The organism is uncultured Metabacillus sp. (assembly GCF_947503125.1).
In the GTDB taxonomy this organism is placed as follows: domain Bacteria; phylum Bacillota; class Bacilli; order Bacillales; family Bacillaceae; genus Metabacillus.
On record NZ_CANNCR010000003.1, the window covers coordinates 42,181 to 68,296 of the forward strand.

The window sequence follows — 26,116 nt, forward strand, 5'->3', positions numbered from 1 at the left end:
ATTATGATAAGAATAAGGAATATGGATGGGGTGATAAAGAACATGATCGTTGTACAAAACCAATGCTTTGAGTTGGTTAAAGAGGAAAGAAACGGCTTTAATGAAGAAGTCTTTAAAGAAAGATACAGTGATATCTTAAATAAATATGACTATATCGTTGGTGATTGGGGGTATAGTCAGTTAAGGCTGCGCGGATTCTTTGATGACCAAAATCAAAAAGCATCCTATGACACGAAGATAAGTACACTTGATGAATATATTTTTGAATATTGCAATTTTGGATGTGCTTATTTTGTCCTGAAGAAAATAAAAAAATAAGGTATGTTAAAAGAAAACGTGGCTAAGTAAAAAAAGCCACGTTTTGTAATCCCTAAATAATTTCATATAAAAAATCTCGAAGTTCTTCTGCATCTTCTTCATTAAGCTTGTATGCATATTCTAAATAACCTGGTTCTTTTAAGTCATCCTCGCCGATAATGGCAAAGCGATTACTTTGTATATCAAGAACGATATGTTTCCCGTAGTAACGGTCACTTTGGATAATGGCCAGATCAAATCGCTGGTTTTCCCCCATAAAACTTACAAATCTTGTCTTCGTTTCAACAGTATCATCATATAAAAAAAACCGTTCAGACATCCTTTATCCCCTTTCTAAGTCCTCTTTAAAAGGTATTTTCATCATATCAAATAGTGGGAATTGAATGAAGCTAAAAAAGATAATCAATTCCATAGATGTATACAAAGTTAAAACTTTTGTACGTAATGTTTGTGTCTAGCTTCAGGCGCCATCGGCGAAGCATAGGACGTGCAAGTGCAATCAAGAGATAAGGTCGCCCTAGTCAAATCGGAATGGAAGGTAAAGAACAGCTTCTATTCCTATTCGCCTTATACTTATCGCCGAATGCTTAGCACCTTGCGCTTTTCTAATTAAATTTTCCAAGAAATAAGTCGAAATATCCATATTTGTGGTAAAATATGATTACGCTGCGGTGACTACCAGAAGGGTTGAATGCTTATGGCCACTGGATTTTGGGAAAAGCAATACAAGAGGGTGAAAAAGTGGAGCAAGTTATTTCTGCCACACCAAAAATTACGTTATTTCCCACCCAAGTTTGTCTTAAGAGATCCTGTTTTAGAAGGGGTTATAGATGCGCTGTCTAATGGTCAGCAAGTGGCAGTTGTGGTGTTATCGATCTCAAATCTTAAGGAGTTTTCCCAACAATTAGAACTCACTCAATTACATGAATACAAAGACGAACTAAGAGTAGGGTTTCAATTTATTTTTAAGGATTCTGCCTATAAAGATGATCTAATTATTGTTCATGATTATTATAGTGATGGATTAACGATTTTTTTGAGGATTCAAAGTGAAAAGCATCGGGTCATACATATTGAAAACATGTTAAAAACGATGATGCCAAAGCTGGAAAGGTGGATAAATACAAAATATCCATATTTTCAGCATACGTTTGATATTGGTTATATGTTTATTGAAAGGCAGTATTGTACGACACAGGATGCATTGTATATCGCACAGCAGCAAGCGGTCGCAATGGCCGAAAAACGAATACATTCCCGGTATATCAATACATTATTAGAGGTGCGGCAAATCATTCAAAAGCGGCAAATTACCTTATTGGCACAACCTATTATTTATTTACCGAAAAATGAAATTATTGCCTGGGAATTTCTCACGAGAGGGCCAAAAGGAACCGCTTTGGAAACACCTCTTCAATTGTTTTCGCTTGCTAGACAATCCAACCTTATTTATGATTTAGAGCTATTAGTGTTGGAAAAAGCATTTAAGTTGATTAGTAAAGCTGGCTGCTTGGATGACATCTTTTTAAATTTCACACCCATTACTCTTGGGAATAAACGTTTTATACCTGCACTAGAAAAATTATTAGAGGAATTTCCTGAAATCGAGCCTACAAAGCTTATTTTTGAAGTAACCGAACGTGATTCGATTGAAGGATTAGCCTTTTTCCTTGATAATATAAAGCAACTGCGTCAAAAAGGATTTCGGATCGCTGTAGATGATACGGGTGCAGGTTATTCAAGTCTGCATACTATCAATGAATTAATGCCAGATATTATAAAAATAGACCGTTCTGTCATTCAAGATATTGATACGAACAAACTAAAGGAATCCATGTTAAAGGGCTTAATTTTGATTGCAAAGGAAGCGGGGTCCCTTGTTGTTGCAGAAGGAATTGAGAAAAAGGAAGAGGCAGATGTATTGCTGAGAAATCAGGTTGATTTAGCTCAAGGTTACTTTTATGCGAAGCCTGGGAGGCTTGAGAAGGATCGAGTTGTGTTAGTATAAGGAAGGTGAATGATAATGTATTTTGTTGATCGTGAATTAATAGAAGCAAAGCTGAACTATCTTGATAAACAGGTCGAACTATTTGCCAAGCAAAAAGATTGGACTAGTGATATCGAAAGAGCGGCCCTTGAGAGGATCTGCCATATGTGCATTGAAACCATTCTGGATGTGGGAAATGCTATGATTGATGGTTTTATTATGAGAGACCCGGGAAGCTATGAGGATATAATTGACATCCTTTTAGATGAAAAGGTGATAAACAGCAGCGAAGCAGCGGGGTTAAAGGACGTCATCCTGCTAAGAAAAGTGATTGTTCAGGATTACTTAGCTGTTGATTATGATCATCTGGTGCTGGTTCTTTCTCTTCAAGAGCCCCACCTTAGAGCGTTTCCAACAAATGTTCGAACTTATATCCAGAATGAACTTGGACCTGTTTCAGCATTTAAACCATTATAAATTGGAAAGGGTGACTTATTTTCGGTCATCCTCTTTCAATTGAAATCCAAACGGAAGAAGTGATGTTAGATGAAGCAGTATAAAGGCTATTTAATCGATTTGGATGGCACCATGTATCGTGGAACTGAACAAATTGAAGCAGCAGGGGAGTTTGTCGCATTTTTGGCTAAAAAAGAGCTTCCTTATCTTTTTGTGACAAACAACTCCTCACAAACGCCGGAACAAGTGGCAAAAAAGCTGCAGGAATTTAATATCCAGGCAACAAAGGAAAGTGTGTTTACCACTAGTCAGGCTACAGCAAATTATATTTGGGAGAAAAAGCAGGATGCAACGGTTTATGCAATTGGAGAAATTGGCCTTAAACAGGCATTGCAACAGCGGGGATTGAGGTTTGTCGACCATGATCCTGATTTTGTTGTAACTGGAATTGATCGGGAAATCACGTATGAAAAGCTTGCAAAGGCATGTATCGCTGTTAGAAACGGTGCAGTATTTGTTTCAACAAATGCAGATGTTGCGCTTCCGACAGAAAGAGGCCTTTTACCTGGAAACGGCGCCATGACATCTGTAATTACCGTTTCAACAAATACTCAGCCAATCTTCATAGGAAAACCGGAGGGCATTATTGTGGAGCAGGCCTTACAAGTTTTGGGAACTGCAAAACACGAAACCTTGATGGTTGGCGACAACTATGATACAGATATCAAGGCTGGGATTAATTGTGGACTCGATACGTTACTTGTTCATACTGGGGTAACCTCAAAAGAACACTTAAAAACCTATCCGATTCAACCTACTTATTCAATGGATTCTTTAGAGGAATATGTTCGTTGTGTATTGAAGTAAGTAAAAGGGACTGTCTTAAAAGGGTCATTCCCCCTATGTTAAGACAGTCCTTATTTTTGATATTAGTAGACTCTACCTATCGTTATTCTACATCTCTTGCTCGATGGGCAAGTCTGCTGGATGCCGCTGCGGCAATTGCCCCTACAATATCATCTAAAAACGTATGGCATTTTCCGGTTGATTTGTCATTTAAATATTGCAGAATACCTGGCTTAAGCTTATCGATATAACCGTAATTTGTGAAGCCGATTGAACCGTAGATATTTACAATTGAAAAAGCTAAAATTTCATCTACTCCATATAAGCTTTCATCTGTTCCAATAATGGTTTGTAACGGTTCCTCTAATTGACCCTTTTCAGCTAATATATCAAATTGAATTCCGGTAAGAACGGCGTTTTGTACCTCCCGCTTTGTCAGAACACGGTCAACATTTTCTAAACACTCTTGCATTGATAAATCAGGGTGATACTTTTCTTGTAAAAAGTATACGAGGTCAGCAATATCTTCGGGTTTAACTCCTCTTTTAACCATCCATTCTCGTGCAGTTTTTTCAACGATATCCATCTTTTCTTCACTTTTCATTAAAAATCACCCAATTCTTTTTGTTTTGCGCATTTATTTAGTTTATGAATCGTATCTATAAGATATTACACTATAAAAAATTTTTTTATGAAAGTTTCCCTTAACATTTTAAACCTATTTCGAAAGAATAAACCTTTATCCTATATTCTTCTACAAAAACATCTATTCTCCCTGCAGCAAATAATCATAATCATATGAATCGTCGCTTACGATAGAATAAGGGCAATTTGTTTACTGAGGAGGAGTGTTAATGAAAAAGGCGATTTATGAAGAGTACGGCATAAAGGTCCAGGATCTAAGAAAAATAGGAAAATTCGATTCCTTTCGTGTTCATCAAACTGATTTTTTAATTGTACCAATTACAAATATAGATGAGGAAGAAATGTACGAGTTATATCAATTAAGTGAATTCATGGTGGAAAAAAGAGAGCCTAATATCGCCCGTATTGTGGTAACGAAAAAAAACAACTTGTTTTTTGAAAAAGATAAGGCTAAATATGCGCTTGTGAAATACGCTGCGTTTACTCAAGGGAGATATCAGCAGATAGGGAGAAATTTAGCAAGGTTTCATCAAAAGGCAAGAACATATCCCTATCAATTATCCAAAACACAACGAATTGGACAGTGGAAGTATTTATGGGAAAGGAGGCTTGATCAATTAGAATCCTTTTGGAGCGGGAAGATTCATAGCCAACCTTTCACTCAGTTCGAAAAAATGTTTATCGAATCATTCCCATATTATTTAGGATTAGCGGAAAATGGAATTCAATATTTGGTCGATACGGAGCTTGATGAGGAGCCACAGCCAATTGATTCCGGAACAATTTGCCACCATCGCTTTCATCCCACTACATGGGGCTCTGCTCAAGGTGTAAAATTACCGACTGATTGGGTGTTTGATCATGCCAGTAGAGATATTGCTGAATATTTGCGCCATCTATTCTTTGAAAGACAAGAGGAGCTGCAGGAAAATGGCTTTCGTTTTTTAGATGATTATGATCGCACCACTCCGCTCTCCGCATTTACATGGAGATTGATATACAGCAGATTATTATTTCCGATCCACTATTTTGAGTGTGTAGAAAATTATTATTTATCATCTGACAACGATAAACCAATCTTTGAAGCAAAGCTAAAGGAAATTTTAACGGCTTCGGATCAGTACGAGTTATTTCTAAAGAGTTATTCCAACATGTTATCCATGAGGAAAAAAAGGATTGTTCTTCCAAGCTTGGAATGGCTATCCTCATAAGCTGTCAAATCGTTTGTGTGACTGATTCAAACAGATGAATCAGTCACGGTGTTCATCTTGTGGTAAAATAAGAAAAAACAATTTATGAACCTGAGGTGATCACATTGACAAGGCCGTTTATTTATGTGACAAGGAAATGTTCCAAAGAGCAGCTTCAACCACTTTACGAGATTGCAAATGTTGAAATGTGGCCAGAAGAGGAAATACCTTGTCCAAGAGAATTATTACTTGAAAAAGCAAAAAAAGCTGATGCATTATTGACGATGCTGTCAGATGCGATTGATAAACAATTATTAGATGAAGCTAAGCAATTAAAAGTGGTAGCAAATTTAGCAGTTGGCTTTGATAACATTGATGTTCGCTATGCAAAAGAACGAGGAGTTGTTGTCTGCAATACACCTGATGTCTTAACAGATACGACAGCAGACCTGACATTTGGCTTAATTCTTGCTACAGCACGCCGGTTAATGGAGGCTAGTGATTTTGTGAAAAATAACCAATGGAAGAGCTGGGGACCATTGCTGCTAGCTGGACATGATGTTCATCATAAAACAATCGGAATTGTTGGCATGGGGAAAATTGGACAAGCTGTTGCAAAACGGGCGACAGGCTTTGAAATGAACATTCTTTATCATAACCGTTCGAGAAATGAGGAAGCGGAATCAAGGTTTGGTGCCAGCTATGCTTCACTGGATGAATTGTTAGCAAAAGCTGATTTTGTAATATGTCTAACCCCGCTAACGGAAGAAACACGTGAGCTATTTAATAAAGAGGCATTTAAAAAGATGAAAACCTCTGCGATCTTTATCAACGTAAGCCGCGGTGCCGTTGTAAATGAGGATGACCTTTATGAGGCGTTAACCAAAAATGAAATTGCCGGAGCAGGACTTGATGTCTTTTTAAACGAGCCAATTGAAGCTGATCATCCATTAGTTGGCTTAAACAATGTCGTAGCATTGCCTCATATTGGCAGTGCAAGCTTTGATACAAGATATACGATGATGAATTTATGTGCGGAAAATATCGCATCTGTTTTAAAGGGAGAAGAGCCAAAAACAAGGGTAGTTGTAAAATAAGAAAAGATTTTAGTGTTTTACTATCGTAATAAATTTTCTACATAGTAATAACCTGGCTGTTAATAAAAATTCAGCTAAAAAATATATACTTATATATCAACGTAGGAAGCGTTTTCAAAATAAAAACTGAAAATTCGCCCTTGTAAAACAGTTCTTAGCATTTTATAATGACAAGTATATTAATAGTGTCTTTTATGAGGATACAACTGTACTCTCTAGATGAACATAAAGGAGTGGAAACCTGTGGAGGCAATACATGTAGGGCTTTTAGGTCTTGGAACGGTTGGAAGTGGTGTTGTTAAGATTATCGAGGATCATCAAGATAAGCTTATGCATCAAGTTGGATGTCCGGTAAAAGTGAAAAAGGTCGTAGTAAAAAATTTAAATAAAGCTCGACAAGTTCAGATTAATCAAGATATTCTTACAACAAATGTAGATGATGTCATTAAAAATCCTGATATAGATGTTGTGATTGAAGTAATGGGCGGAGTTGAAGAAACGAGACAACATTTAATTGAAGCATTACAAGCAAAAAAACATGTCGTAACAGCGAATAAAGACTTAATGGCTGTATACGGAACGGAATTGCTATCGATTGCTACTGAAAATGGCTGTGATCTTTTCTACGAGGCAAGTGTAGCAGGAGGGATCCCGATTTTACGAAGCTTAGTCGATGGTTTAGCCTCTGATCGGATTACGAAGATGATGGGGATTGTTAACGGAACAACAAACTTTATCCTAACAAAAATGACGAAGCATGGAAGTGCATACGAGGATGTTTTAAAGGAAGCCCAAGAGCTAGGATTTGCAGAAGCTGATCCAACATCAGATGTAGAAGGATTGGATGCTGCCAGAAAAATGGCAATTCTAGCCCGCTTAGGCTTTTCCATGCACGTTGATTTAGAGGACGTAAAGGTAAAAGGTATCTCATCTGTAACGGACGAAGATATCGGCTACAGCAAGCGTCTAGGCTATACAATGAAGCTGATCGGAATAGCGCAGAAGGAAAACGGGAAAATTGAAGTTGCGGTTGAGCCAACATTATTACCGGAAACACATCCATTAGCTGCGGTTAATGATGAATATAACGCTGTGTATGTTTATGGTGAAGCAGTTGGTGAAACGATGTTCTATGGTCCTGGAGCAGGAAGCCTTCCTACAGCAACATCTGTTGTATCTGATTTAGTCGGTGTTATGAAGAATATGAGACTTGATGTCAATGGCAGAAGTGCAGTCGCACCTCAATTTGAAAAACAGCTAAAAAGCCCAGATCAAATTTACGCACAGCATTTCTTAAGAATTAGTGCAAAAGATCAAGTTGGTGCTTTCTCACATATTACATCTCTTTTCTCTGAGAGAGGTGTCAGCTTCGAGAAGATCCTTCAGCTTCCAATTAAAAATAGCAATCTAGCTGAAATTGTCATTGTGACACATGAAGCAGCACAAAGTGATTTCGAGGAAATTTTACAACGTTTAAATGATCTAGAAGTAGTTGAAGAAGTAAAAAGTACGTATCGAGTAGAAGGGAACGGTTCAATATGATGTGGAAGGGTCTTATTCAAGAATTTGCAGAGTTTTTACCAGTAACAGATAAAACACCAAAATTAACATTACAAGAAGGAAATACGCCGCTTATCCATTTGCCAAAGCTTTCTGAAAAGCTTGGAGTCGAATTATATGTAAAAACAGAGGGGACAAATCCTACGGGGTCATTTAAAGACCGCGGAATGGTTATGGCTGTTGCTAAAGCAAAGGAAGAGGGCAGTGATACCGTCATATGTGCATCAACAGGAAATACATCTGCAGCAGCTGCGGCTTACGCTGCGAGAGCAAACATGAAGTGTATTGTGTTAATTCCAGATGGCAAGATTGCATTTGGGAAGCTTGCGCAAGCAGTTATGTACGGAGCAGAAATTTATGCAATTCAAGGGAACTTCGACCATGCGTTAACAATGGTTCGCAACTTAAGTGAAAAATTGCCGATTACATTAGTAAACTCAGTGAATCCATATCGAATTGAAGGACAAAAAACGGCCGCATTTGAAGTCTGTGAGCAGCTCGGCAGCGCTCCGGATTACCTTGCTATTCCAGTTGGAAATGCTGGTAACATTACAGCATACTGGAAAGGATTTAAAGAGTACAATGAAAAGAAACAAACAGGTCTGCCTAAGATTCATGGCTTCCAAGCTGAAGGTGCAGCAGCGATTGTTCGCGGTGAACCAATCGAAAACCCTGAAACAGTAGCAACAGCGATTCGCATTGGAAACCCGGCAAGCTGGGAAACAGCTGTAAAAGCAAAAGAAGAGTCAAATGGAAAAATTGATTCGGTTACAGATGAAGAAATCTTGGCAGCTTACCAATTAATTGCCCGTGAGGAAGGTGTGTTTGCTGAACCTGGTTCTTGTGCTTCAATCGCCGGTCTCATCAAGCATCGTAAATTAGGATTAATTCAAGAAGGCAGCAAGGTTGTAGCTGTATTAACTGGAAACGGCTTAAAAGATCCAAACACAGCCATCGATGTTTCTGAAATCAAACCGGTTGTGCTTCCAAATGATGAAGAAGTCTTCATGCAGTATTTAAACGGGGTAACAGTCCGATGAAAGAAGGCGACATGTTAAAAATTACAGTACCTGGCAGCACAGCTAATTTAGGTCCTGGATTTGACTCAATTGGGCTTGCGCTCGGTAAATATTTAACACTTGAGGTAAAGAAAGCCGATCAATTTCTTTTTATCCCAATGACAGAGCATGTCAAAGATATTCCTGCTAATGAAGATAATCTAATTGCAAAGGTAGCCATTGAGGTTGCCTCTTTGCATCATCAGCAATTGCCTCCATGCGAGGTAAAGGTATGGAGCGATATTCCGATGGCAAGAGGAATCGGCAGCAGTGCAGCAGCGATTATTGCTGGAATTGAGCTTGCTAATCAGCTTTGCAATCTGCAATTAACGAATGACGAAAAGGCGCGAATTGCCAGTCTTGAAGAAGGTCATCCGGATAATGTCGGGGCATCCTTATACGGAGGTCTTGTTGTCGGTCTTCACCAAGAAGAGCAAACCGAATTAGTTTGTGTAAAGGATATCGATGTTGATACTGTTGTGATTATTCCTAAATATGAGGTCTTTACAAGTGATGCGAGAAACGTCTTGCCTGAATCGCTTGATTATAAAACAGCCGTTGAAGCAAGTGCGATTAGCAATATGCTTGTAGCCGGACTGCTTTCGAACAACTGGAAGCTTGCTGGGGACATGATGAATAAGGATCTTTTCCATCAACCGTACAGAAGCAGTCTGATCCCGGAAATTCAGGCTGTCCGTGAAAAAATTCGTGACCTTGGTGCATATGGCTCAGCCTTAAGCGGAGCCGGCCCTACGGTCATTTGCTTCACTGAAAAAGGAAAAGGTGATTATTTAGCCGAGAAGCTTGCCAGTGAATTTTCAAACTGTGATGTTGAGCGGCTTGATATTGACTTTGAAGGATGTAAGGTTGAACAAATACAAGAAGTAAAAAGCTAAAAATAGGGGCTGTCTCATTGATGAGACAGCCCCATTGTATTAAAATACTTGCTCCACTTCTACAACACCAGGTACTTCTTCTAATAATGCACGTTCTATACCAGCTTTTAAAGTGATTGTTGAGCTTGGGCAGCTACCGCAAGCACCTAAAAGACGAAGCTTCACAATACCATCTTCTACATCCACTAATTCGCAGTCTCCTCCATCACGAAGTAAGAATGGACGAAGTTTATCTAATACTTCTTGTACTTGATCAAACATTGTTGTTTCAGTCATTTCAATCGACTCCTTTCCTTGATACATATTATATTTGAATTAAAGCGAAAAATCTAATCGAAAGATTTTGGCAACCAAGCCTATTATTTATTTTACCATATTTTTATGATGAAAAAAATGGTTCATCACCCGCTAAGAGGATGGAAACATATCAGAAATTCGAATACAATGAAAGAAAAGAAGGGTGGAGGGAACTATGAAACCAGTAGAAATTTGTGTCTATGGAGCGGAAATTCTTTGTCCAAGCTGTGTGAATATGCCATCAGCTAAAGAAACGTACGAATGGCTGGATGCGGCTTTAAAACGAAAATACAAAGACCAGCATTTTACGATCTCCTATATTGATATCAACCAGCCGCCTAATGATCCAGATAAGCAGGAGATGGCAGAAAGGGTCTTGAATGATGAGTACTTTTACCCGCTCGTTGTCATTGAAGGCACGGTCGTTGGAGAAGGAAATCCAAGATTAAAAAGGATTTATGAAGAAATGGAATTACATGGGTATGTGAGTGAGGCGCTATAATGAGAAAGAGGATGTCTACCGTTGGTTAGACATCCTCTATTTTAAAAGGTAAGAAGGCATAAAATCTGAACTTAGTTTTAGTGTCTAGCTCCAGCGCCTAGCCCTTAGAGGTCATAAGCCAAATTGGAATTGAAGGCAAAAAACACCTTCTATTCCAATTCGTCTTATGCTTTTCGGGGCTGATCAAGGCGCTTGCGCTTTTCTTATACTATCAGAATTTATATATTTTCTTAACCATAGCTTGCGTTTCTGAATCTAGCTCCAGGCGCCATCGGCTCGAGGTCATAAGTCAAACAGGAATTGAAGGTAAAGAACACCTTCTATTCCTGTTCGCCTTATGCTTGTCGCCGATAGGCAGGCGCCTTGCGCTTTTTTTATTATCCGTTATGATACTTGTACATCCAAAGTACCCCTGATTTTAATAAACGCGGAACCCGGCCCATTAGCGGGCGATCGTTAACAAGACCAAATCCCTGCTTTTTACCTAGTGAACCTAGAACACCTTTAAGCTTAAATGGAGGGAAGGATTCTGGCAGAGGCTCTCCATTCCATTTTTTTTGTAAAACCTGAACGATTTGTTCAGCTTGAGCTTCGGCAAGCTGGGCACTAGGAGCATGCGGGAGGCTGGCACAATCTCCTACGACAAATGCATCCTCATAATTTGGAATAAAATGTTGCGCTGTTAAAACAACACGACCTTGATTATCTTTTTCAACCTCCAGATCGCGAACAATTTTATTCGGCTGAATGCCTGCAGTCCATACAACGACATCACATTCAATCGGCTGATCATGGTTATAAACAATATTTGGTTCTACCTTTGTAATATTAGCCCCATTAATTATTTCAACACCATGCTCTAGGAACCATTTCTCAACATAACTGCTTAGTCGTTCCGGAAAGCTCGCAAGGATATGTTTTCCGCGATCAAACAGCTTGATGTTTAAATCTTTACGGCTTTCTCTGAGCTCACTGGCAAGTTCAACACCGCTTAATCCAGCTCCAACAATGGCAACGGTAGCACCTGCGCTTAAATTATTTAGATTTTGATACGTTTCCCGAGATTGGTCAATCGATTGGATGCTGTATGTGTATTCTTTTGCACCTGGAACATTATGATATTTGTCCTCACAGCCTAAGCCAATAATTAAGTCGTCATAAGGTACAACCTCTTCATCTTTTAAAACAATTTGCTTGTTATCAAGGTCTACCGAAAGTACTTCAGCAAATTTTGTTTGAAGTCTTGGATGTTCTGGAAATGAAACGCGAATATGATGATCAGAAATCGTACCGGCTGCAAGTGCATAATATTCGGTTTTTAGACAATGATAGGGATTTTTATCTATCAGCGTAATTTGAACATCTTCTGGCAAATGATTTGGTAATAATCTAAGGAGAATACGCATTCCACCGTATCCGCCGCCAAGGATCACTAGGTTCTTCATAATCGATACCCCTTTTTCCCCACGTTTTTAATAAAATTGATAAATCGAGAAATTATACGTAAATAATTCAAAATTCCATAAAAAAGTATAACGAAATTAAGCTAAAATAACAACACATTATCAGAAAAAACGTTTTATAAATGATGAACTTTAGAAATAGATAAGAACATTAGTTATTGTTTACAATCCGTTAAATATTTTTGATGAGAAAATATCCCATTCAAAGTTTGTATACCTTGACCTAACTATAATTGTATAATAAAGTTTGACATAAGTGTTTATTAAGATCGAGCACATTGTGAGAGGTGTAAAAATTGAAGCCGATTATTGAATTTTGTATAAGCAATTTAGCAAATGGCTCACAAGCTGCTTTACAACAGCTTGAAAAAGATCCAAATTTAGATATTATTGAATACGGCTGTCTGGGATACTGCGGAAAATGCAGCCATTCACTTTATGCATTAGTAAATGGTGAAATTGTGACAGGAAACAGTTCTGATGAGCTTGTTGAAAATATCTATACTTTTCTTGAAGAAAATCCTATGTTTTAATATAGAAGGAGCTAGGGTCGTTACAATCAGCTCCTTTTCCACCTTGCGTTATCCTCGTATTTCCTTCCAAAAGTACCCTTCGATTCAGTAAAAAAGAAAAGCTCCCTACAATAAGCAGGAAGCTTTTACTTCTATAAAACGGGGGATATATGTATTGTGCTCATATTTCCAACATTTTATACTAATAAAAACAAAAGTTCATGGAGGACAAAATGAATTCATTTACATTCACAAAAATGCACGGATTAGGAAATAATTATATTTATGTTAATCAATTTGAGGAGCAGCTTGAAGAAGCAAGCCTGCCTGAAATTGCTAGACAAGTATCAAATGTGTATACAGGCATTGGCTCTGATGGATTAATTTTAATTTGTCCATCTGATCAGGCACCTGTAAAAATGAGAATTTTTAATAATGATGGCTCAGAAGGGAAAAATTGCGGCAATGGTTTACGATGTGTTGCGAAATATGCATATGAGCATAAATTAGTAACAAGTACAGAATTTCAAATTGAAACCTTATCTGGTCTTGTTCATGCAAAGGTGCATGTTGAAAATGATACTGTCAAATTAGTGACGGTTGATATGGGGCAACCGCGTTTAGAAAAAGCACAAATTCCGATGGCAGGAAACAGTGATGAAAAAACGATAAACGAAAAAATGGACTTTGCCGGAAATTTATATGATGTGACAGCCGTTTCGATGGGAAATCCGCATTTGATTTTTTATGTGGATGATATCCGTAAAGCACCTGTTACAACATTGGGGCCGATTGTTGAGAAGGATGAACGTTTTCCAGAAGGTGTTAACGTTGAATTTGTAGAAGTGGTATCAAAAAATGAGCTGCATTTTAGAGTGTGGGAGCGCGGATCTGGTGTCACACAAGCTTGTGGTACAGGCGCTTGTGCTGCTGTTGTTGCTTCCGTATTAAACGATCTAACAATTCAAGGTGAAGAAACAACAGTCCATTTAGCAGGCGGAGACTTAAAAATTAATTGGACCCGTGAAGGAACAGTACTGATGACAGGTCCAGCTGAGGTTATTTGTAATGGAACCTATTATTTGAGTGAGTGACAATGAAGCTGTATACTAAAGATAGAATCCTTTCATAACTGATTAAGGAGGTTGTAAAATGACAGATGTAGTGAAAATTACAGAAGCTGCTGCTTTTCAAATAAAAGATATGATGAAAGAGCATGAAGAAGAAAATGCATATCTTCGTGTAGCTGTAAAGGGTGGAGGCTGTAGCGGTCTATCCTACGGTATGGGGTTTGAACACGAAATGACAGATGAAGACCAAGTTTTGGAACAACATGGACTAACCATTCTCGTGAAAAAAGAAGATGCGCCAATATTAAACGGAACGACGATTGATTATAAGCAATCGATGATGGGCGGCGGTTTTACGATCGACAACCCTAACGCTATCGCATCATGCGGCTGCGGTTCTTCATTCCGTACCGCTACAAATACTGGTACGCCTGAAGAGTGCTAAGTTTTATATAAACAGATCGCTTTAGATTGTTGTTTTTTACAGTCTGAGGGGGTCTGTTTTTTTCAGCATTAATCACCGAATCAAGATAGCAACAATCTCACTAGTAACGTGCATATGAATTTATTAAAACAAAGTAGGATTTTTCATTTCTTCTATCGAATAACTAACTAAGATAATAGTTAGGAGAGTGGAGACATGAAAATTAAAGTTATTATGAATAGTGGAAAAGAGTATGTGATAGTAGAAGAAAATTATTCAGTAAATGACTTTAAAAAAACTCTTTACAATGACCGGCCTGAGGGAAGGGAATTGTTTAATGGCTTTATTTATTTGGATCGAGCTAAAAAAATTACGATTAATCCGACCCATATCTCCTCAATTGAAGTTTTACAAGAGTGAAAAAATAAATAGGATCTGATCCCCTCTAGCACAAAACTCCTATATACAGATAGTTGTGGGAGGGGGCAGACCCTTATGTGACTGCCAAATTAATTAAACAAACTAGTACTGTGCAATGGCTGAACTCTTGCCTTTGGATCGATGAAGGCTTTTGCGTTGTTAACAGCGGTTGGGGCTTCACCAAATCCGCTAGCAATCAGCTTCACTTTCCCATCATACGTGCAGATGTCTCCAGCAGCATAAATTCCTTCAATATTTGTTTCCATTTTGGAGTTTACTTTAATTGAATTTTTCTCAATTTCTAAGCCCCAATTCTTAATTGGTCCAAGGGAGGAAACAAAGCCATAGTTGATAATTAAATCATCTATTTCAAGTGCTTCTTTACGGTCTCCTTTCACTTCCTCTAATAAAATTTTCTCAATGTTTTCCTCACCGACTAATTCCGTAGGAACAAATGGTGTTAGGATATTTACCTTTGATTTTTTTAATAATTCGACACTATGTTCATGTGCTCTGAATTTATCACGTCTGTGAATAAGGCTGACGCTTTTGGCAATTGGTTCAAGCATAAGCGCCCAGTCCACAGCAGAATCGCCTCCCCCACAAAGGGCGACACGTTTGCCAGCAAACTTGTTTAAATCATCGACAAAATAATGGAGGTTTTTGTTTTCGTACTTTACGGCTTCAGCTAACTCTAGCTTACGAGGTTGAAACGCTCCGTTACCGGCAGTAATAATAATTGTTTTCGTGTAATGAATTTCAGCGTTTGTTGTTAGCTTAAAGACGCCATCAGCCTGTTTTTCCACATGTTCTACCGCTTGCTCCAGTACAACTGATTGGGAAAACATACCCATTTGTTCTTTTAAATTGTCAACAAGCTCCTGTGCTCTTACTTTTGGGAAGCCTGCGACATCGTATATGTATTTTTCAGGGTATAACGCAGAAAGCTGACCACCTAATTGCGGAAGACTTTCGATAATTTTAACGCTTGCTTGTCTCATTCCGCCGTAAAAGGCAGTAAACAAACCGACTGGCCCTCCGCCAATGATGGTAATATCATATACTTTCGTATCTTCTTGCATTTGCCATCCTCCTCTTTAAAGGTATAAGGAACTTATGTAAAAATCTTACCATAGGTCGATAAAGGATTTCATTTACTTTTGCTTCATTGTCCCAACTATCATATGACATTATTCGTGAGATTCATTTGAATTTAATGTTATATGTAAGCGTTTTAAAAAGCGGGTGTAAAAAACAATATAAGATTATAGATTATTTTTAGAAAATATGTACTCCTTTGTAAGAAAAAATTACTTGAAAAAATAATTTTAAATAGTAATATGGAATATAGGCATAATTATATCTATTTCTATTTTTGATAAGCTTTTTCCTTCTTTATGTGAAGGTAAGTGAATGATTTCACAAACTTTTATCTCTTATCCTAAAATAAAATGTAGTCCTTCAGTGGATGATAGTAAGAGACATTATTCGTTTTATTTTAACAATTATTAAAAAAGGTGGTTGTATTCGGTGAGAAAGCCAAGAGTTGTCATTTTAGGTGCAGGTTATGGTGGATTAATTACAGTTACACGTTTACAAAAGCAAATTGGTGTAAACGAAGCAGACATTACATTAGTAAATAAAAATGATTATCACTATGAAACGACATGGTTGCATGAAGCATCAGCTGGTACTTTACACCATGATCGTGCTCGTTATCAAATTAAGGATATTATTGATAACAGCCGTGTGAAATTTGTAAAGGACACTGTTGTGTCAATTGATAAAGAAGCAAAGAAAGTTGTCCTTGAAAATGGCGAAGTTGAGTATGATTATTTAGTTATTTCTTTAGGTGCGCATCCGGAAACATTCGGTATCAAAGGCTTAAAGGAATATGCATTTGGGATTACAAGCATCGATTCTGCTCGTCAGTTACGTGAGCATATTGAATATCAATTTGCTACTTATAACATGGAAGCTGAGAAAAAAGACGAGCGTTTAACAATTGTTGTAGGTGGAGCAGGCTTTACCGGAATTGAATTCTTAGGTGAGTTAGGAAACAGAATTCCTGAGCTTTGCAAAGAGTATGATATTGACTTTAAAAAGGTACGCATTATCTGTGTTGAAGCAGCACCAACTGCATTACCAGGTTTCGATCCTGAGTTAGTTGAGTACGCTGTAAACCATTTACAGAAAAAAGGCGTTGAATTTAAAATCGGTACAGCGATTAAAGAATGTATCGAAGACGGCATCATTGTTGCAAAAGATGACAAAATGGAAACAATCAAGGCTGGCACTGTAGTTTGGGCTGCAGGTGTTCGCGGTAACAGCGTTGTGGAAGAAGCAGGTTTTGAAAACATGCGAGGCCGTGTAAAAGTTGATGATTTCTTACGTGCTCCAGGACATGAAGAAGTGTTCATTATCGGAGATTGCTCATTAATCATCAATGAAGAAATCAATCGTCCTTACCCGCCAACAGCGCAAATTGCGATGCAGCAAGGTGAAACATGTGCTAAAAACCTTGCAGTTGCGATTCGCGAGCGTGGTGAAATGGAGAAGTTTTCACCAGATATTAAAGGATCTGTAGCATCTTTAGGTGAAGACGATGCAGTTGGTGTTGTATTCGGTAAAAAGTTAGTCGGTACAAAAGCATCCTTCATGAAAAAAATGATCGATAACCGTGCATTATATATGGTTGGCGGACCTTCATTAGTATTGAAAAAAGGTAAGTTTAACATTCTTTAATTTCATCATATTTTTTGTAAAAGAGGCTGTTTTTGGAGACAGCCTCTTTTATACTATCTGAAAGTATAAAATTTTATGGATGATAGTATAAGAAATACTAAGGCTTTCGCCATGAGGACTTGGCGACAAGCCAAGTATTTCTAATGATATCAGAATTTATATATTTTCTTAACATAGCTTGCGTTTCTGAATCTAGCTCCAGGCGCCATCGGCTCGAGGTCATAAGTCAAACAGGAATTGAAGGTAAAGTACACCTTCTATTCCTGTTCGCCTTATGCTTGTCGCCGATAGGCAGGCGCCTTGCGCTTTTTTTATGATCAATTTGGTAAAAGGGGTTAGAAACGATGTTGAAGTCAAAACGGGGAAATGTCTGGCTGGCTGTAGCAGGTATTGTTCAGAATGAAAAAGGTGAATGGCTGGTTGTCAAGAAAAAATATGGCGGGTTAAAGGGGAAATGGTCATTGCCAGCTGGTTTTGTTGAACAAGCAGAAACAATTGATCAAGCGGTTGTGAGAGAAATTCGTGAAGAAACAGGAATTATCGCAAAAGTTGAAAGTGTTATTGGAATACGATCCGGTGTCATTAAAGATGTGATAAGTGACAATATGATCATCTTTAAGCTCCAAGCTGAAACCACCTCTATTATTGTTCAAGAAAAAGAGCTGGAGGAGGCTGCTTTTATTCATCCTCAGCAGCTTATTCATAATCCTGATGCCTCTTTATTGCTTGTGAACTTTGCTAACTCTTCCTTTGATACTGAGTTGAAAAAATATGATCATCACAATCCTGGAGACCATTTTGGCTATACAGCGTATAGACTATTTTTGTAATTTTCTTAATTCTACGAAAAACAGAGTATTCAAAAGAGAATACAATATGTATTCGCTTACATCAAAAAATATGTCAGATTATCTTCCTTTAAAATTGTCAGAATACTTGGTATATTATCAAGATCTATTACAATTTTAAAGGGGAGACATTTATGAATACTACAACAGAAGTTAAGACACAAGAATGTCCTTATTGCTCTGGGAACGGCTATTTTCAGTTATTACTAGGCGGCTCCGAAACATGCAAAAGCTGCGATGGAACAGGTAAGAAGTCATAAAACGTTCACTGACTTAGGATTGACTGTCTATCTTTCATTTTAGTACACTTAAATAGGTGTAATGGAGGTGATAGGCATGTTAAGCTTACCTGTTTTATTAATTTCAATGCTATTATTTTTAGTCTTATTTTTTGGAATCGGATTTTTACTAAATATGCTATTACGGATGTCATGGATCATGGCGATTGTGTATCCAATTGTTTGTATCTTTATTATAGATAATGTGAGGTTGATTGAATATTTTGTAAGTCCTGGTGAATCATTTTCTGCCTTAGGCAATAAAATTGTTTCATTAGCACTTGCCGATATCCTTATTTTAGCTTGCGGCCTTGCCGGAGCCATTCTTTCTGGTATCGTGATTAAAATGCTTCGTAAAAGGGGCTATCAAATGTTTTAGGTATGAGAAAAGAGTAAGCGCTTTGCTTAAACTTCTATATAATACTGGATAGATTCATGATAAAACTTGTCATCAATAACAATGGCAGGTTTTTTTATCGTTTACCAGGAAATTATAAAATTCTTGAACTGTGGATAAGCGCTTTGACATCCAGCTCCAGCGCCTAGCCCCTCGAGGTCATAAGCCAAATTGGAATTGAAGGCAAAAAACGCCTTCTATTCCAATTTGGCTTATGCTTGTCGGGGCTGATCAAGGCGCTTGCGCTTTTGTTTTAATATCAGAATTTATATATTTTCTTAACATAGCTTGCGTTTCTGAATCTAGCTCCAGGCGCCATCGGCTCGAGGTCATAAGTCAAACAGGAATTGAAGGTAAAGTACACCTTCTATTCCTGTTCGCCTTATGCTTGTCGCCGATAGGCAGGCGCCTTGCGCTTTTTTATTTACTGCTGATACTCCTTCGGGAAATGCAAGTTAAAGGGAGCTAAAAGAGCACCCAAACCGTCGCTTAAAGGGATCCATTTGCAGTGGGAAACAACGTCAAGATTTGAGAACCATTTCAAGAATATGTGCAAACGATCAATTTTCTTATTTATGAATATTCTCTCATCAATCTGGGAACGATTAGATTTGTGAGAGGAGTGAATAGGAAATATATGATAAGTATAAAGAGAATTGGAAAAAGGATGTTAATGAGCCTATTATTTTTAGGAGCATTAACGACAACATATGAAGCGATTTCAGGTGTTGAAGCAGAGGATGTTGTGCATTGGTATACTCATGATTATTCAAATTCAAGTGAAAGCTCGGATCAAGACAATGAAGATAATGACAATACATTTCGATTTTTAGGCTTAACATTTAAATCAATGAAAAGTGAACCAACTGTTGGAACACAAATATCCTCAAGTGTTGAGGCAAGTAATCGCAATGTTTCACTAGAGGATGCATTTGATTGGTCTAAGTATCCTGCAAAGAAGGTTGTTGCAACAGGGTACACAGCCGGTGTTGAGTCGACTGGAAAAAAAACCGATCATCCTAGCTATGGGATTACGTATTCAGGAGTAAAGGTTAAACGTGATTTATACTCAACTGTTGCAGCAGATATCAATGTGTTTCCTATAGGAACAATCTTATTTATTCCGGAGTATGGATACGGTGTTGTCGCTGATATTGGCGGGGCCATAAAGGGCAATCGATTAGACCTTTATTATGAGACAGTAGAAGATGTATATAATAATTGGGGAAAGAAACAATTAGATGTATATGTCATCAAAATGGGCGATGGAACATTAACGGAAGAACAGTTGGAGCGTTTGAATAATGATGAGTCGATGCAAGTTTTTAGACAAAAATATTTAAAGAATAAAACAAAGAGCTAGCAGCATTCCTCTAGCTCTTTGTTTCAGTTGGCTTTGGAAACAAAGCGGGATGTAAAAGATGGGCAAGCTGTTTTAATCCCTCTATCAAACGTGGTGAAGGTCTGCAAAAAAGTGATTCTTCTAGTAAATGGATGTGGTCATTTTTCACAGCCTCAAGGTTTGCAGCATGCTCCCTTTTTAGTACATGCTCCCGCTTCATTCTTGATTGCTTTACACCTACCCATGATAAGCAAATATGCTCGGGATTTCGATTGTATACATCTTCCCAGGTTGTTTTCACACTTGCAAGCTCAACATCATCAAAAATGTTCTTTGCCCCGGCTAATTGGCTAAGCTCAGTAAGCCAGTTGATTTTCCCGGGAGTAAAGATAGGATTTGGCCACCATTCGAAATAAACAGTTTTAGGCTTTTCAATAGTTGCAGCGATTTGCCGATATGTATCAAGAGTGTGTTGATAGTCTTTAATAGCATGTGAGGTTTCTTTTTCTTTTCCCATCAAGTTTCCGAGTGTTTTTAGGTTTTCGGCAATATCTTGGAAGGATTGGGGATGAAACACAATATGAGGAATGTTTCGGTTTATTAATTCATCCACATTTTTCTCCATTCCAGGGACACTTAATGAGGCAAGCACTAAGTCAGGCTTATATGTCTCTAATAAATCGATATTAATGGAGAGGTCAGGCCCTAGCCGCGGCAGGTGGGAAATCTCCTGCGGCCAATCGGAATAATCATCCAGTGCAACAAGGTGATCGGTTAATCCGAGATAAGCGACAAGCTCTGTATTGCTTGGACAAATCGAAATAAGTCTCATTGTAATCCTCCTACAACAAAGTATAAAAATAGAGTGAGAAGTATTCCAGTTAATCCGCCGAAGAACACTTCAATTGGCTGATGGCCTAGCAGCTCTTTTAATTTTTTTTGTTTATCCTGCTCCGCTTTTTTAGGCCAAACCTTTGCTTCCTCAACAAAACGATTAAAATCAAGCACAAGCTGGTTTAAAACCGTTGCCTGTTCTCCAGCATGTCTTCTCACGCCTGTTGCATCAAACATGGTAATAATGGCAAACACTGCTGAAACGGCAAAAATGGAGGAGTCAAGTCCATGATCAAGTGCAACCCCGGTAGATAAAGCTGTAACCGCTGCTGAATGTGAGCTGGGCATCCCGCCTGTACTTGTTAGGAGGGACCAATCCAATTGTCGTGTAGCGATGAATTGAATAGGCACTTTGATAAATTGGGCAAAAAATATTGCTGCTAATGAGGAAAGTAAAGGAAAATTATAAAGTAAATCCAAGTGTATACCCCTTTCATAGATGTACAGAAAACCGCCATGATTAATTTTCACGTTTGTTTTTGATATGCTTACATAGAGTCTGACTGCTACGTTTTGTATACTAGTAGAGTATCATCAATCGATCGTTCTGCAAAAGATTTCCTTCATTATAGCACATCTTAAAAATGTTCGATCGTATTTATCATGAATTCGGAGGTGCCGCATTTGTTTAAGGTACATAATAAATTAGAACTTAATAAAATGAATGAAACACTTATCATTGGTATGTTTCAGCAAAACAGGAAATTATCAGGACTTGCTGCTGAACTGGATCAGCTACTAGATGGGCAAATCACTGAATTGATGAAAGAAGGAGATCTGTCCACAAAGCAGAAATCGATTACTAAATTACATACCCTCGGAAGACTGGGAATCAAACGCATCTTTTTTGTTGGATTAGGAAAGGAATTGACATTTGCTGATGGAAGAGAAGTGTTTGGAAAACTGTTCAAGACTGTTCAACAAGCAAAATTACAAGATGTCACCATTGCTTTAGACACATTTGTAACAGAAGATTTTGACCGCAGTGAAGCTGCCTATACACTGGCAGAAGCATTTGCGTTATCTACTTATAAAATTGTCGATTATAAGCAAAAATCCAATGAGCCTGAGAAAAATATAGAAACGATCAATGTTGTGATTGATGGGGAAGAGCTGGACGAAATAAAAACAGCATTAGAAGTCGGCTATGCTTTCGGAAATGGAACTAACAGTGCAAGAACGTTAACAAACATGCCGCCTAATCTTTTAACAGCAACGGAATTAGCAAACTATGCAATAGAGTTAGCAAACAAATATCAATTTGAGTATGAAGTGCTTGAGAAGGAAGAAATGGAAAGACTTGGCATGGGGGCTCTGCTGGCTGTCAACCAAGGGTCTGAAGAACCGCCAAAGATGATTGTTCTGAAATATCAAGGAAAAGACGACTGGACAGATGTTATCGGCTTAGTTGGTAAAGGGATTACCTATGATACGGGCGGCTATTCGATTAAGCCGAAAGCTGGCATCGTCGGGATGAAAACAGATATGGGCGGTGCTGCTGCTGTGTTGGGGGCAATGGAGATCATAGGTGAGATCAGACCTGAACAAAATGTTGTAGCTGTTATTCCTTCAACAGATAATATGATTAGCGGCAAAGCATTTAAGCCGGACGATGTTATTGTATCTTTAAGTGGAAAAACGATTGAGGTATTAAATACGGATGCAGAAGGCAGATTAGCCCTTGCTGACGGAATAACGTATGCTAAGCACCATGGTGCCAATTATTTAGTGGATGTTTCAACCTTAACCGGCGGTGTCATCATTGCATTAGGAAACGATACAACTGGCGCTATGACAAATAATGAACAATTATTTGAACAAGTTTTGCAAGCCTCTCATGAATGTGTAGAGCCAATTTGGCGCCTGCCGATTACAGAAAAAGATAAAAAACGTGTTCGTAACAGCAAGATGGCTGACCTAAATAATTCACCAGGCCGAGAAGGACATGCAATAATGGCCGGAACTTTCTTAGGCGAGTTCGCGGAAAATACGCCATGGGTGCACCTGGATATCGCCGGAACAGCTACCACATCAAAGGAAACTGACCTTGGCCCTTCAGGAGCAACTGGTGTAATGGCAAGAACGTTAGCAGCGTTTGTTGAACGCTTTGAAACAGGAGAGTAAAAAATCGGCCGTAATGGCCGATTTTTTTGAATCTATAATAATTGCTTGAAAGAATCGTAAAGTTGCTAGAATAAATGAAAAGTTTGCAAGAAAAGGTAAGCTTTTTCGAAAAAAATCTCCACACTAAAATTTTTCATTATACTTCTAAAAGCTTAGAAAATGTCTCTCTTTTACTTTAGTCTGCTAATTAGATAAATTTCTTAGTTGACACGATAAAAAAGGTTGTGATAAATTTAGTTCTGTTGTTTTTATTTCTCTACCATATTAGTAAACTAAAGGATTTTTGGAGGTTTTATTGGTGAATGCTGTTGTAATAGCTGTCATTGTGATGCTCATATTGAGCTTATTAAGAATAAATGTGGTGTTCGCCCTTATTGTTGGCTCCTTTGTTGGCGGGTTAACAGGCGGGTTGGACGTGGCTACAACGATCGAAACCTTTACTAGTGGTTTAGGCGCGAATGCAACGGTTGCTCTTAGCTATGCCTTATTAGGAGCATTTGCTGTTGCGATTTCAAAAACAGGGCTGCCAGATGCGATGGTTGCAAGTGCGATCAAGCTTGTCGGTCGTGAAGGGGAGACAAACCGAAAAACTCTTTCTAAGGTACTTATCGTTTTCATGATTTTAATCATGGCGATCCTTTCACAAAATGTGATCCCTGTCCATATTGCCTTTATTCCAGTCCTTATCCCACCGTTATTAAAGGTGTTTAATGAGCTCCAATTGGATCGTAGATTAATTGCATCTGTCTTAACATTTGGATTAATTACACCTTATATGTTTTTACCAGTTGGATTTGGCGCGATCTTCCATGGAATTATGCAGCAAAACATGGAGGAAAGCGGCTTAACTGTATCTTTGGCAGATATTCCAACGGCTATGGCTATTCCTGCGATTGGAATGGTTGTTGGACTTTTGGTAGCGGTATTCTTCTCTTATCGTAAAAAAAGATTGTATGAAACTCGTGAACGATCAGGCCAAGAAATCACTCAACCATATACGAAAAAATCTCTCATTGTTGCAGTTGTTTCAATCATTGCCTCTCTTTCTGTTCAGCTTTTTCTTTCCCAAAAGCTTGAAGTTGACGGAATGATTTTTGGCGCCTTAGCCGGTTTAATTGTTTTGTATATCGGGGGTACTCTTAAACGTAAAGAGGCGGATGTTGTTGTGACAAATGGAATAAAGATGATGGCATTTATTGGATTTGTCATGATGACTGCTTCCGGCTTTGCTAGTGTTTTAAATGAAACAGGTCATGTTGAACAGCTAGTAGAAGACTCCGTAACGATTATTAATGGCAGTCAGGCAATTGGTGCGTTATTAATGCTTATCGTCGGTTTACTTGTCACAATGGGAATTGGTTCTTCTTTTTCAACGATTACGATCATTACGACCATCTTTGTTCCATTATGTTTGGAGCTGGGCTTTAGCCCTATGGCAACAATTGCTATTGTTGGGACAGCAGGTGCTTTAGGTGATGCAGGCTCCCCTGCGTCTGATAGTACGCTTGGGCCAACCTCAGGCTTATCTGCTGATGGGAACCATAATCACATATGGGATACATGTGTTCCGACATTTATTCACTATAATATCCCGTTGATTATCTTTGGCTGGATTGCAGCACTTATTCTATAAAAAACAAAAAAGGCTGATGCTGTCGCAAAAGGGTTAACCTTTTTTTAAACAGCATCAGCTTTTTCATTTTATCTAATATGTTTAATTCTCTCCAGTAACTCCTCGTCATCCCATTCTAGTATTGTTTCTGCTAGCTCAGGATGTTTTTCTAGCATTTCTTTTTCAAGCTGTTCTCTTTCATTTATATTTAAAAAATATTTTTTAACCACGATTGTTTTCATTACATTCACACCCTCTTCATGTACTCTACTATTTTTATGGTCAAAACTAGTATCAATTATACCTTTAAAATGGAAAAATAGTAAAAAAGTACGATTGTGGGAAATTTCGACAATTCTTTCTCTTGTCTACTTTGTTTTTAACGTTGTATCATGAAGATATCCTAATTTTTAGGAGGAATTTCATGAGCTGGATAAAGGAACATAGGCTTATTGTGACATGTATGATTGTCTTCGCTATTTGTTTAGGGGGATTAGGCATTATTTTAGTAGATATGATTGATCAAAAAGCTGTCTCATCTTCTACACAAGCCTCATCAACAAAGGATCATGCGGCTTCAGCTCCGTCAACTTCTGAACAAGTAAATGTGGAAGCGGTAACAGAAAACCCTTTTGATCATGGAAATTCAAGCTTAACAGAGGATGAGCTCCTTAATTATATGCATGGCATGTCCCATCAAAAGGTTGAAGCTGAAGAAAAATGGATTCATTATGAAATGACTGAGGAACGAATTGGATTTTTACTAACTATTGTTGAGAATGGAAGCTTTAAAAATGAGGATCTCTATTTAGACATTCTAAATCGCTGGGCTGAGGGCGACTTCACTCAGGCAGATAAGGACCATAATGCGATTTGGAATTTGCAAGGTGGAACGATTGGAAAGGCGACAGGAGTTTTGTCTCCTGAGGAAGAACAGCAATATTTAGAGGATTATAAGAGTAGTATAAAATAGTGAAGACAGCCTTGGCTGTCTTCTTATTGTTATACTATCAGAATTTATATATTTTCTTAACCATAGCTTGCGTTTCTGAATCTAGCTCCAGGCGCCATCGGCTCGAGGTCATAAGTCAAACAGGAATTGAAGGTAAAGAACACCTTCTATTCCTGTTGCCTT

30 protein-coding genes are annotated in these 26,116 nt (G+C 38.1%); 22 read left to right on the forward strand and 8 right to left on the reverse strand.

Annotation, left to right across the window (positions count from 1 at the left end; genetic code table 11):
- Positions 1–42 precede the first annotated feature (42 nt).
- Positions 43–318 (forward strand): YutD family protein, encoded by a 276-nt coding sequence (locus Q1B07_RS03620; protein ID WP_046512339.1) that lies wholly within the window; start codon positions 43–45, stop codon positions 316–318.
- A gap of 52 nt (positions 319–370) precedes the next feature.
- On the opposite strand, the gene Q1B07_RS03625 is transcribed toward Q1B07_RS03620, so the two are convergent.
- Entirely contained in the window at positions 371–637 is a 267-nt protein-coding gene (locus Q1B07_RS03625; RefSeq protein WP_299087457.1) for a DUF3055 domain-containing protein, read from the reverse strand.
- A gap of 378 nt (positions 638–1,015) precedes the next feature.
- On the opposite strand from Q1B07_RS03625, the gene Q1B07_RS03630 reads away from it, so the two are divergent.
- The 3 genes from Q1B07_RS03630 to Q1B07_RS03640 all read left to right on the forward strand — a co-directional run bounded on the left by Q1B07_RS03630 (position 1,016) and on the right by Q1B07_RS03640 (position 3,628).
- Entirely contained in the window at positions 1,016–2,326 is a 1,311-nt protein-coding gene (locus Q1B07_RS03630; protein WP_299087455.1) for an EAL domain-containing protein, read from the forward strand.
- Positions 2,327–2,341: 15 nt separating this feature from the next.
- Positions 2,342–2,782, forward strand: a complete 441-nt coding sequence (locus Q1B07_RS03635; protein ID WP_299087453.1) for a DUF86 domain-containing protein — start codon at positions 2,342–2,344, stop codon at positions 2,780–2,782.
- A gap of 69 nt (positions 2,783–2,851) precedes the next feature.
- Positions 2,852–3,628: a TIGR01457 family HAD-type hydrolase gene (locus tag Q1B07_RS03640; RefSeq protein ID WP_299087451.1), complete on the forward strand. Its 777-nt coding sequence runs from the start codon at positions 2,852–2,854 to the stop codon at positions 3,626–3,628.
- 82 nt (positions 3,629–3,710) lie between these two features.
- On the opposite strand, the gene Q1B07_RS03645 is transcribed toward Q1B07_RS03640, so the two are convergent.
- On the reverse strand, positions 3,711–4,211 hold the full coding sequence (locus tag Q1B07_RS03645) for a phosphatidylglycerophosphatase A (protein ID WP_299087449.1): 501 nt from the start codon (positions 4,209–4,211) through the stop codon (positions 3,711–3,713).
- A 250-nt stretch (positions 4,212–4,461) separates the two neighbouring features.
- Between Q1B07_RS03645 and yutH the strand changes: the two genes are divergently transcribed.
- The 5 genes from yutH to thrB all read left to right on the forward strand — a co-directional run bounded on the left by yutH (position 4,462) and on the right by thrB (position 10,053).
- Positions 4,462–5,463: a spore coat putative kinase YutH gene (yutH, locus tag Q1B07_RS03650; RefSeq protein ID WP_299087447.1), complete on the forward strand. Its 1,002-nt coding sequence runs from the start codon at positions 4,462–4,464 to the stop codon at positions 5,461–5,463.
- 104 nt (positions 5,464–5,567) lie between these two features.
- The gene (locus tag Q1B07_RS03655; RefSeq protein ID WP_299087445.1) at positions 5,568–6,539 is read left to right on the forward strand and encodes a D-glycerate dehydrogenase; all 972 of its coding nucleotides are present in this window, start codon (positions 5,568–5,570) and stop codon (positions 6,537–6,539) included.
- 243 nt (positions 6,540–6,782) lie between these two features.
- Positions 6,783–8,081: a homoserine dehydrogenase gene (locus Q1B07_RS03660; RefSeq protein ID WP_299087443.1), complete on the forward strand. Its 1,299-nt coding sequence runs from the start codon at positions 6,783–6,785 to the stop codon at positions 8,079–8,081.
- On the forward strand, positions 8,081–9,139 hold the full coding sequence (thrC, locus tag Q1B07_RS03665) for a threonine synthase (protein ID WP_299087584.1): 1,059 nt from the start codon (positions 8,081–8,083) through the stop codon (positions 9,137–9,139). The genes Q1B07_RS03660 and thrC overlap by 1 nt, the downstream gene beginning before the upstream one ends.
- The gene (thrB, locus tag Q1B07_RS03670) at positions 9,136–10,053 is read left to right on the forward strand and encodes a homoserine kinase (protein WP_299087441.1); all 918 of its coding nucleotides are present in this window, start codon (positions 9,136–9,138) and stop codon (positions 10,051–10,053) included. Before thrC ends, thrB begins: the two co-directional genes overlap by 4 nt.
- A 39-nt stretch (positions 10,054–10,092) precedes the next feature.
- Here the strand turns inward: thrB and Q1B07_RS03675 are convergent, their stop codons facing one another.
- Positions 10,093–10,356 carry a NifU family protein gene (locus Q1B07_RS03675; RefSeq protein WP_299087439.1) on the reverse strand — a complete coding sequence of 88 codons (264 nt, stop codon included), beginning with the start codon at positions 10,354–10,356 and terminating at the stop codon, positions 10,093–10,095.
- A gap of 169 nt (positions 10,357–10,525) precedes the next feature.
- On the opposite strand from Q1B07_RS03675, the gene Q1B07_RS03680 reads away from it, so the two are divergent.
- A complete protein-coding gene (locus Q1B07_RS03680; RefSeq protein ID WP_299087437.1) occupies positions 10,526–10,852 on the forward strand; it encodes a YuzD family protein in 327 nt (108 codons plus the stop codon).
- A 377-nt stretch (positions 10,853–11,229) separates the two neighbouring features.
- Here Q1B07_RS03680 and Q1B07_RS03685 read toward each other — a convergent pair whose 3' ends face one another.
- Positions 11,230–12,297, reverse strand: coding sequence for an NAD(P)/FAD-dependent oxidoreductase (locus tag Q1B07_RS03685; RefSeq protein WP_299087435.1), 1,068 nt, complete (start codon positions 12,295–12,297; stop codon positions 11,230–11,232).
- 314 nt (positions 12,298–12,611) lie between these two features.
- Between Q1B07_RS03685 and Q1B07_RS03690 the strand changes: the two genes are divergently transcribed.
- The 4 genes from Q1B07_RS03690 to Q1B07_RS03705 all read left to right on the forward strand — a co-directional run bounded on the left by Q1B07_RS03690 (position 12,612) and on the right by Q1B07_RS03705 (position 14,741).
- Positions 12,612–12,848: a YuzB family protein gene (locus tag Q1B07_RS03690; RefSeq protein ID WP_299087434.1), complete on the forward strand. Its 237-nt coding sequence runs from the start codon at positions 12,612–12,614 to the stop codon at positions 12,846–12,848.
- A gap of 212 nt (positions 12,849–13,060) precedes the next feature.
- Positions 13,061–13,921 carry a diaminopimelate epimerase gene (gene dapF / locus Q1B07_RS03695; protein ID WP_299087432.1) on the forward strand — a complete coding sequence of 287 codons (861 nt, stop codon included), beginning with the start codon at positions 13,061–13,063 and terminating at the stop codon, positions 13,919–13,921.
- A 58-nt stretch (positions 13,922–13,979) separates the two neighbouring features.
- Positions 13,980–14,342, forward strand: a complete 363-nt coding sequence (locus Q1B07_RS03700; protein ID WP_299087430.1) for an iron-sulfur cluster assembly accessory protein — start codon at positions 13,980–13,982, stop codon at positions 14,340–14,342.
- A 195-nt stretch (positions 14,343–14,537) separates the two neighbouring features.
- A complete protein-coding gene (locus Q1B07_RS03705; protein WP_299087428.1) occupies positions 14,538–14,741 on the forward strand; it encodes a hypothetical protein in 204 nt (67 codons plus the stop codon).
- Between the two features lie 89 nt (positions 14,742–14,830).
- Here the strand turns inward: Q1B07_RS03705 and yumC are convergent, their stop codons facing one another.
- Positions 14,831–15,823 carry a ferredoxin--NADP reductase 2 gene (gene yumC / locus Q1B07_RS03710; RefSeq protein ID WP_299087426.1) on the reverse strand — a complete coding sequence of 331 codons (993 nt, stop codon included), beginning with the start codon at positions 15,821–15,823 and terminating at the stop codon, positions 14,831–14,833.
- Positions 15,824–16,262: 439 nt separating this feature from the next.
- Between yumC and Q1B07_RS03715 the strand changes: the two genes are divergently transcribed.
- The 5 genes from Q1B07_RS03715 (at position 16,263) to Q1B07_RS03735 (ending at position 20,372) form a co-directional block, all read left to right on the forward strand.
- Complete coding sequence (locus Q1B07_RS03715) at positions 16,263–17,486, forward strand: NAD(P)/FAD-dependent oxidoreductase (RefSeq protein ID WP_299087424.1); 1,224 nt, start codon at positions 16,263–16,265, stop codon at positions 17,484–17,486.
- Positions 17,487–17,830: 344 nt separating this feature from the next.
- Positions 17,831–18,316: an NUDIX domain-containing protein gene (locus Q1B07_RS03720; RefSeq protein WP_299087422.1), complete on the forward strand. Its 486-nt coding sequence runs from the start codon at positions 17,831–17,833 to the stop codon at positions 18,314–18,316.
- 152 nt (positions 18,317–18,468) lie between these two features.
- The gene (locus Q1B07_RS03725) at positions 18,469–18,594 is read left to right on the forward strand and encodes a YuiA family protein (RefSeq protein WP_299087420.1); all 126 of its coding nucleotides are present in this window, start codon (positions 18,469–18,471) and stop codon (positions 18,592–18,594) included.
- A 76-nt stretch (positions 18,595–18,670) separates the two neighbouring features.
- Positions 18,671–18,991, forward strand: coding sequence for a YuiB family protein (locus Q1B07_RS03730; RefSeq protein ID WP_299087418.1), 321 nt, complete (start codon positions 18,671–18,673; stop codon positions 18,989–18,991).
- 655 nt (positions 18,992–19,646) lie between these two features.
- Positions 19,647–20,372, forward strand: a complete 726-nt coding sequence (locus Q1B07_RS03735) for a 3D domain-containing protein (RefSeq protein ID WP_299087416.1) — start codon at positions 19,647–19,649, stop codon at positions 20,370–20,372.
- A 10-nt stretch (positions 20,373–20,382) separates the two neighbouring features.
- Here the strand turns inward: Q1B07_RS03735 and Q1B07_RS03740 are convergent, their stop codons facing one another.
- Positions 20,383–21,183, reverse strand: a complete 801-nt coding sequence (locus Q1B07_RS03740; RefSeq protein ID WP_299087414.1) for a cobalamin-binding protein — start codon at positions 21,181–21,183, stop codon at positions 20,383–20,385.
- Positions 21,180–21,665 carry a divergent PAP2 family protein gene (locus tag Q1B07_RS03745; RefSeq protein WP_299087412.1) on the reverse strand — a complete coding sequence of 162 codons (486 nt, stop codon included), beginning with the start codon at positions 21,663–21,665 and terminating at the stop codon, positions 21,180–21,182. Before Q1B07_RS03745 ends, Q1B07_RS03740 begins: the two co-directional genes overlap by 4 nt.
- A 204-nt stretch (positions 21,666–21,869) precedes the next feature.
- On the opposite strand from Q1B07_RS03745, the gene Q1B07_RS03750 reads away from it, so the two are divergent.
- On the forward strand, positions 21,870–23,369 hold the full coding sequence (locus Q1B07_RS03750; RefSeq protein WP_299087410.1) for a leucyl aminopeptidase: 1,500 nt from the start codon (positions 21,870–21,872) through the stop codon (positions 23,367–23,369).
- 298 nt (positions 23,370–23,667) lie between these two features.
- Complete coding sequence (locus Q1B07_RS03755; RefSeq protein WP_299087408.1) at positions 23,668–25,002, forward strand: Na+/H+ antiporter family protein; 1,335 nt, start codon at positions 23,668–23,670, stop codon at positions 25,000–25,002.
- Between the two features lie 68 nt (positions 25,003–25,070).
- Here the strand turns inward: Q1B07_RS03755 and Q1B07_RS03760 are convergent, their stop codons facing one another.
- On the reverse strand, positions 25,071–25,223 hold the full coding sequence (locus tag Q1B07_RS03760; RefSeq protein ID WP_299087406.1) for a hypothetical protein: 153 nt from the start codon (positions 25,221–25,223) through the stop codon (positions 25,071–25,073).
- Between the two features lie 182 nt (positions 25,224–25,405).
- Between Q1B07_RS03760 and Q1B07_RS03765 the strand changes: the two genes are divergently transcribed.
- Positions 25,406–25,954 carry a DUF6241 domain-containing protein gene (locus tag Q1B07_RS03765; protein ID WP_299087404.1) on the forward strand — a complete coding sequence of 183 codons (549 nt, stop codon included), beginning with the start codon at positions 25,406–25,408 and terminating at the stop codon, positions 25,952–25,954.
- The last annotated feature ends 162 nt before the right edge of the window (positions 25,955–26,116 follow it).

Coding starts and splice junctions, on each gene's coding strand:
- thrB (WP_299087441.1), top strand. CDS start 9,136: ATGAAAGAAGGCGACATGTTAAAAATTACAGTACCTGGCAGCACAGCT.
- Q1B07_RS03705 (WP_299087428.1), top strand. CDS start 14,538: ATGAAAATTAAAGTTATTATGAATAGTGGAAAAGAGTATGTGATAGTA.
- Q1B07_RS03720 (WP_299087422.1), top strand. CDS start 17,831: ATGTTGAAGTCAAAACGGGGAAATGTCTGGCTGGCTGTAGCAGGTATT.
- Q1B07_RS03735 (WP_299087416.1), top strand. CDS start 19,647: ATGATAAGTATAAAGAGAATTGGAAAAAGGATGTTAATGAGCCTATTA.
- Q1B07_RS03700 (WP_299087430.1), top strand. CDS start 13,980: ATGACAGATGTAGTGAAAATTACAGAAGCTGCTGCTTTTCAAATAAAA.
- Q1B07_RS03760 (WP_299087406.1), bottom strand. CDS start 25,223: ATGAAAACAATCGTGGTTAAAAAATATTTTTTAAATATAAATGAAAGA.
- Q1B07_RS03620 (WP_046512339.1), top strand. CDS start 43: ATGATCGTTGTACAAAACCAATGCTTTGAGTTGGTTAAAGAGGAAAGA.
- Q1B07_RS03645 (WP_299087449.1), bottom strand. CDS start 4,211: ATGAAAAGTGAAGAAAAGATGGATATCGTTGAAAAAACTGCACGAGAA.
- yutH (WP_299087447.1), top strand. CDS start 4,462: ATGAAAAAGGCGATTTATGAAGAGTACGGCATAAAGGTCCAGGATCTA.
- Q1B07_RS03675 (WP_299087439.1), bottom strand. CDS start 10,356: ATGTATCAAGGAAAGGAGTCGATTGAAATGACTGAAACAACAATGTTT.
- Q1B07_RS03635 (WP_299087453.1), top strand. CDS start 2,342: ATGTATTTTGTTGATCGTGAATTAATAGAAGCAAAGCTGAACTATCTT.
- Q1B07_RS03625 (WP_299087457.1), bottom strand. CDS start 637: ATGTCTGAACGGTTTTTTTTATATGATGATACTGTTGAAACGAAGACA.
- Q1B07_RS03630 (WP_299087455.1), top strand. CDS start 1,016: ATGGCCACTGGATTTTGGGAAAAGCAATACAAGAGGGTGAAAAAGTGG.
- yumC (WP_299087426.1), bottom strand. CDS start 15,823: ATGCAAGAAGATACGAAAGTATATGATATTACCATCATTGGCGGAGGG.
- dapF (WP_299087432.1), top strand. CDS start 13,061: ATGAATTCATTTACATTCACAAAAATGCACGGATTAGGAAATAATTAT.
- Q1B07_RS03730 (WP_299087418.1), top strand. CDS start 18,671: ATGTTAAGCTTACCTGTTTTATTAATTTCAATGCTATTATTTTTAGTC.
- Q1B07_RS03680 (WP_299087437.1), top strand. CDS start 10,526: ATGAAACCAGTAGAAATTTGTGTCTATGGAGCGGAAATTCTTTGTCCA.
- thrC (WP_299087584.1), top strand. CDS start 8,081: ATGTGGAAGGGTCTTATTCAAGAATTTGCAGAGTTTTTACCAGTAACA.
- Q1B07_RS03725 (WP_299087420.1), top strand. CDS start 18,469: ATGAATACTACAACAGAAGTTAAGACACAAGAATGTCCTTATTGCTCT.
- Q1B07_RS03685 (WP_299087435.1), bottom strand. CDS start 12,297: ATGAAGAACCTAGTGATCCTTGGCGGCGGATACGGTGGAATGCGTATT.
- Q1B07_RS03640 (WP_299087451.1), top strand. CDS start 2,852: ATGAAGCAGTATAAAGGCTATTTAATCGATTTGGATGGCACCATGTAT.
- Q1B07_RS03740 (WP_299087414.1), bottom strand. CDS start 21,183: ATGAGACTTATTTCGATTTGTCCAAGCAATACAGAGCTTGTCGCTTAT.
- Q1B07_RS03765 (WP_299087404.1), top strand. CDS start 25,406: ATGAGCTGGATAAAGGAACATAGGCTTATTGTGACATGTATGATTGTC.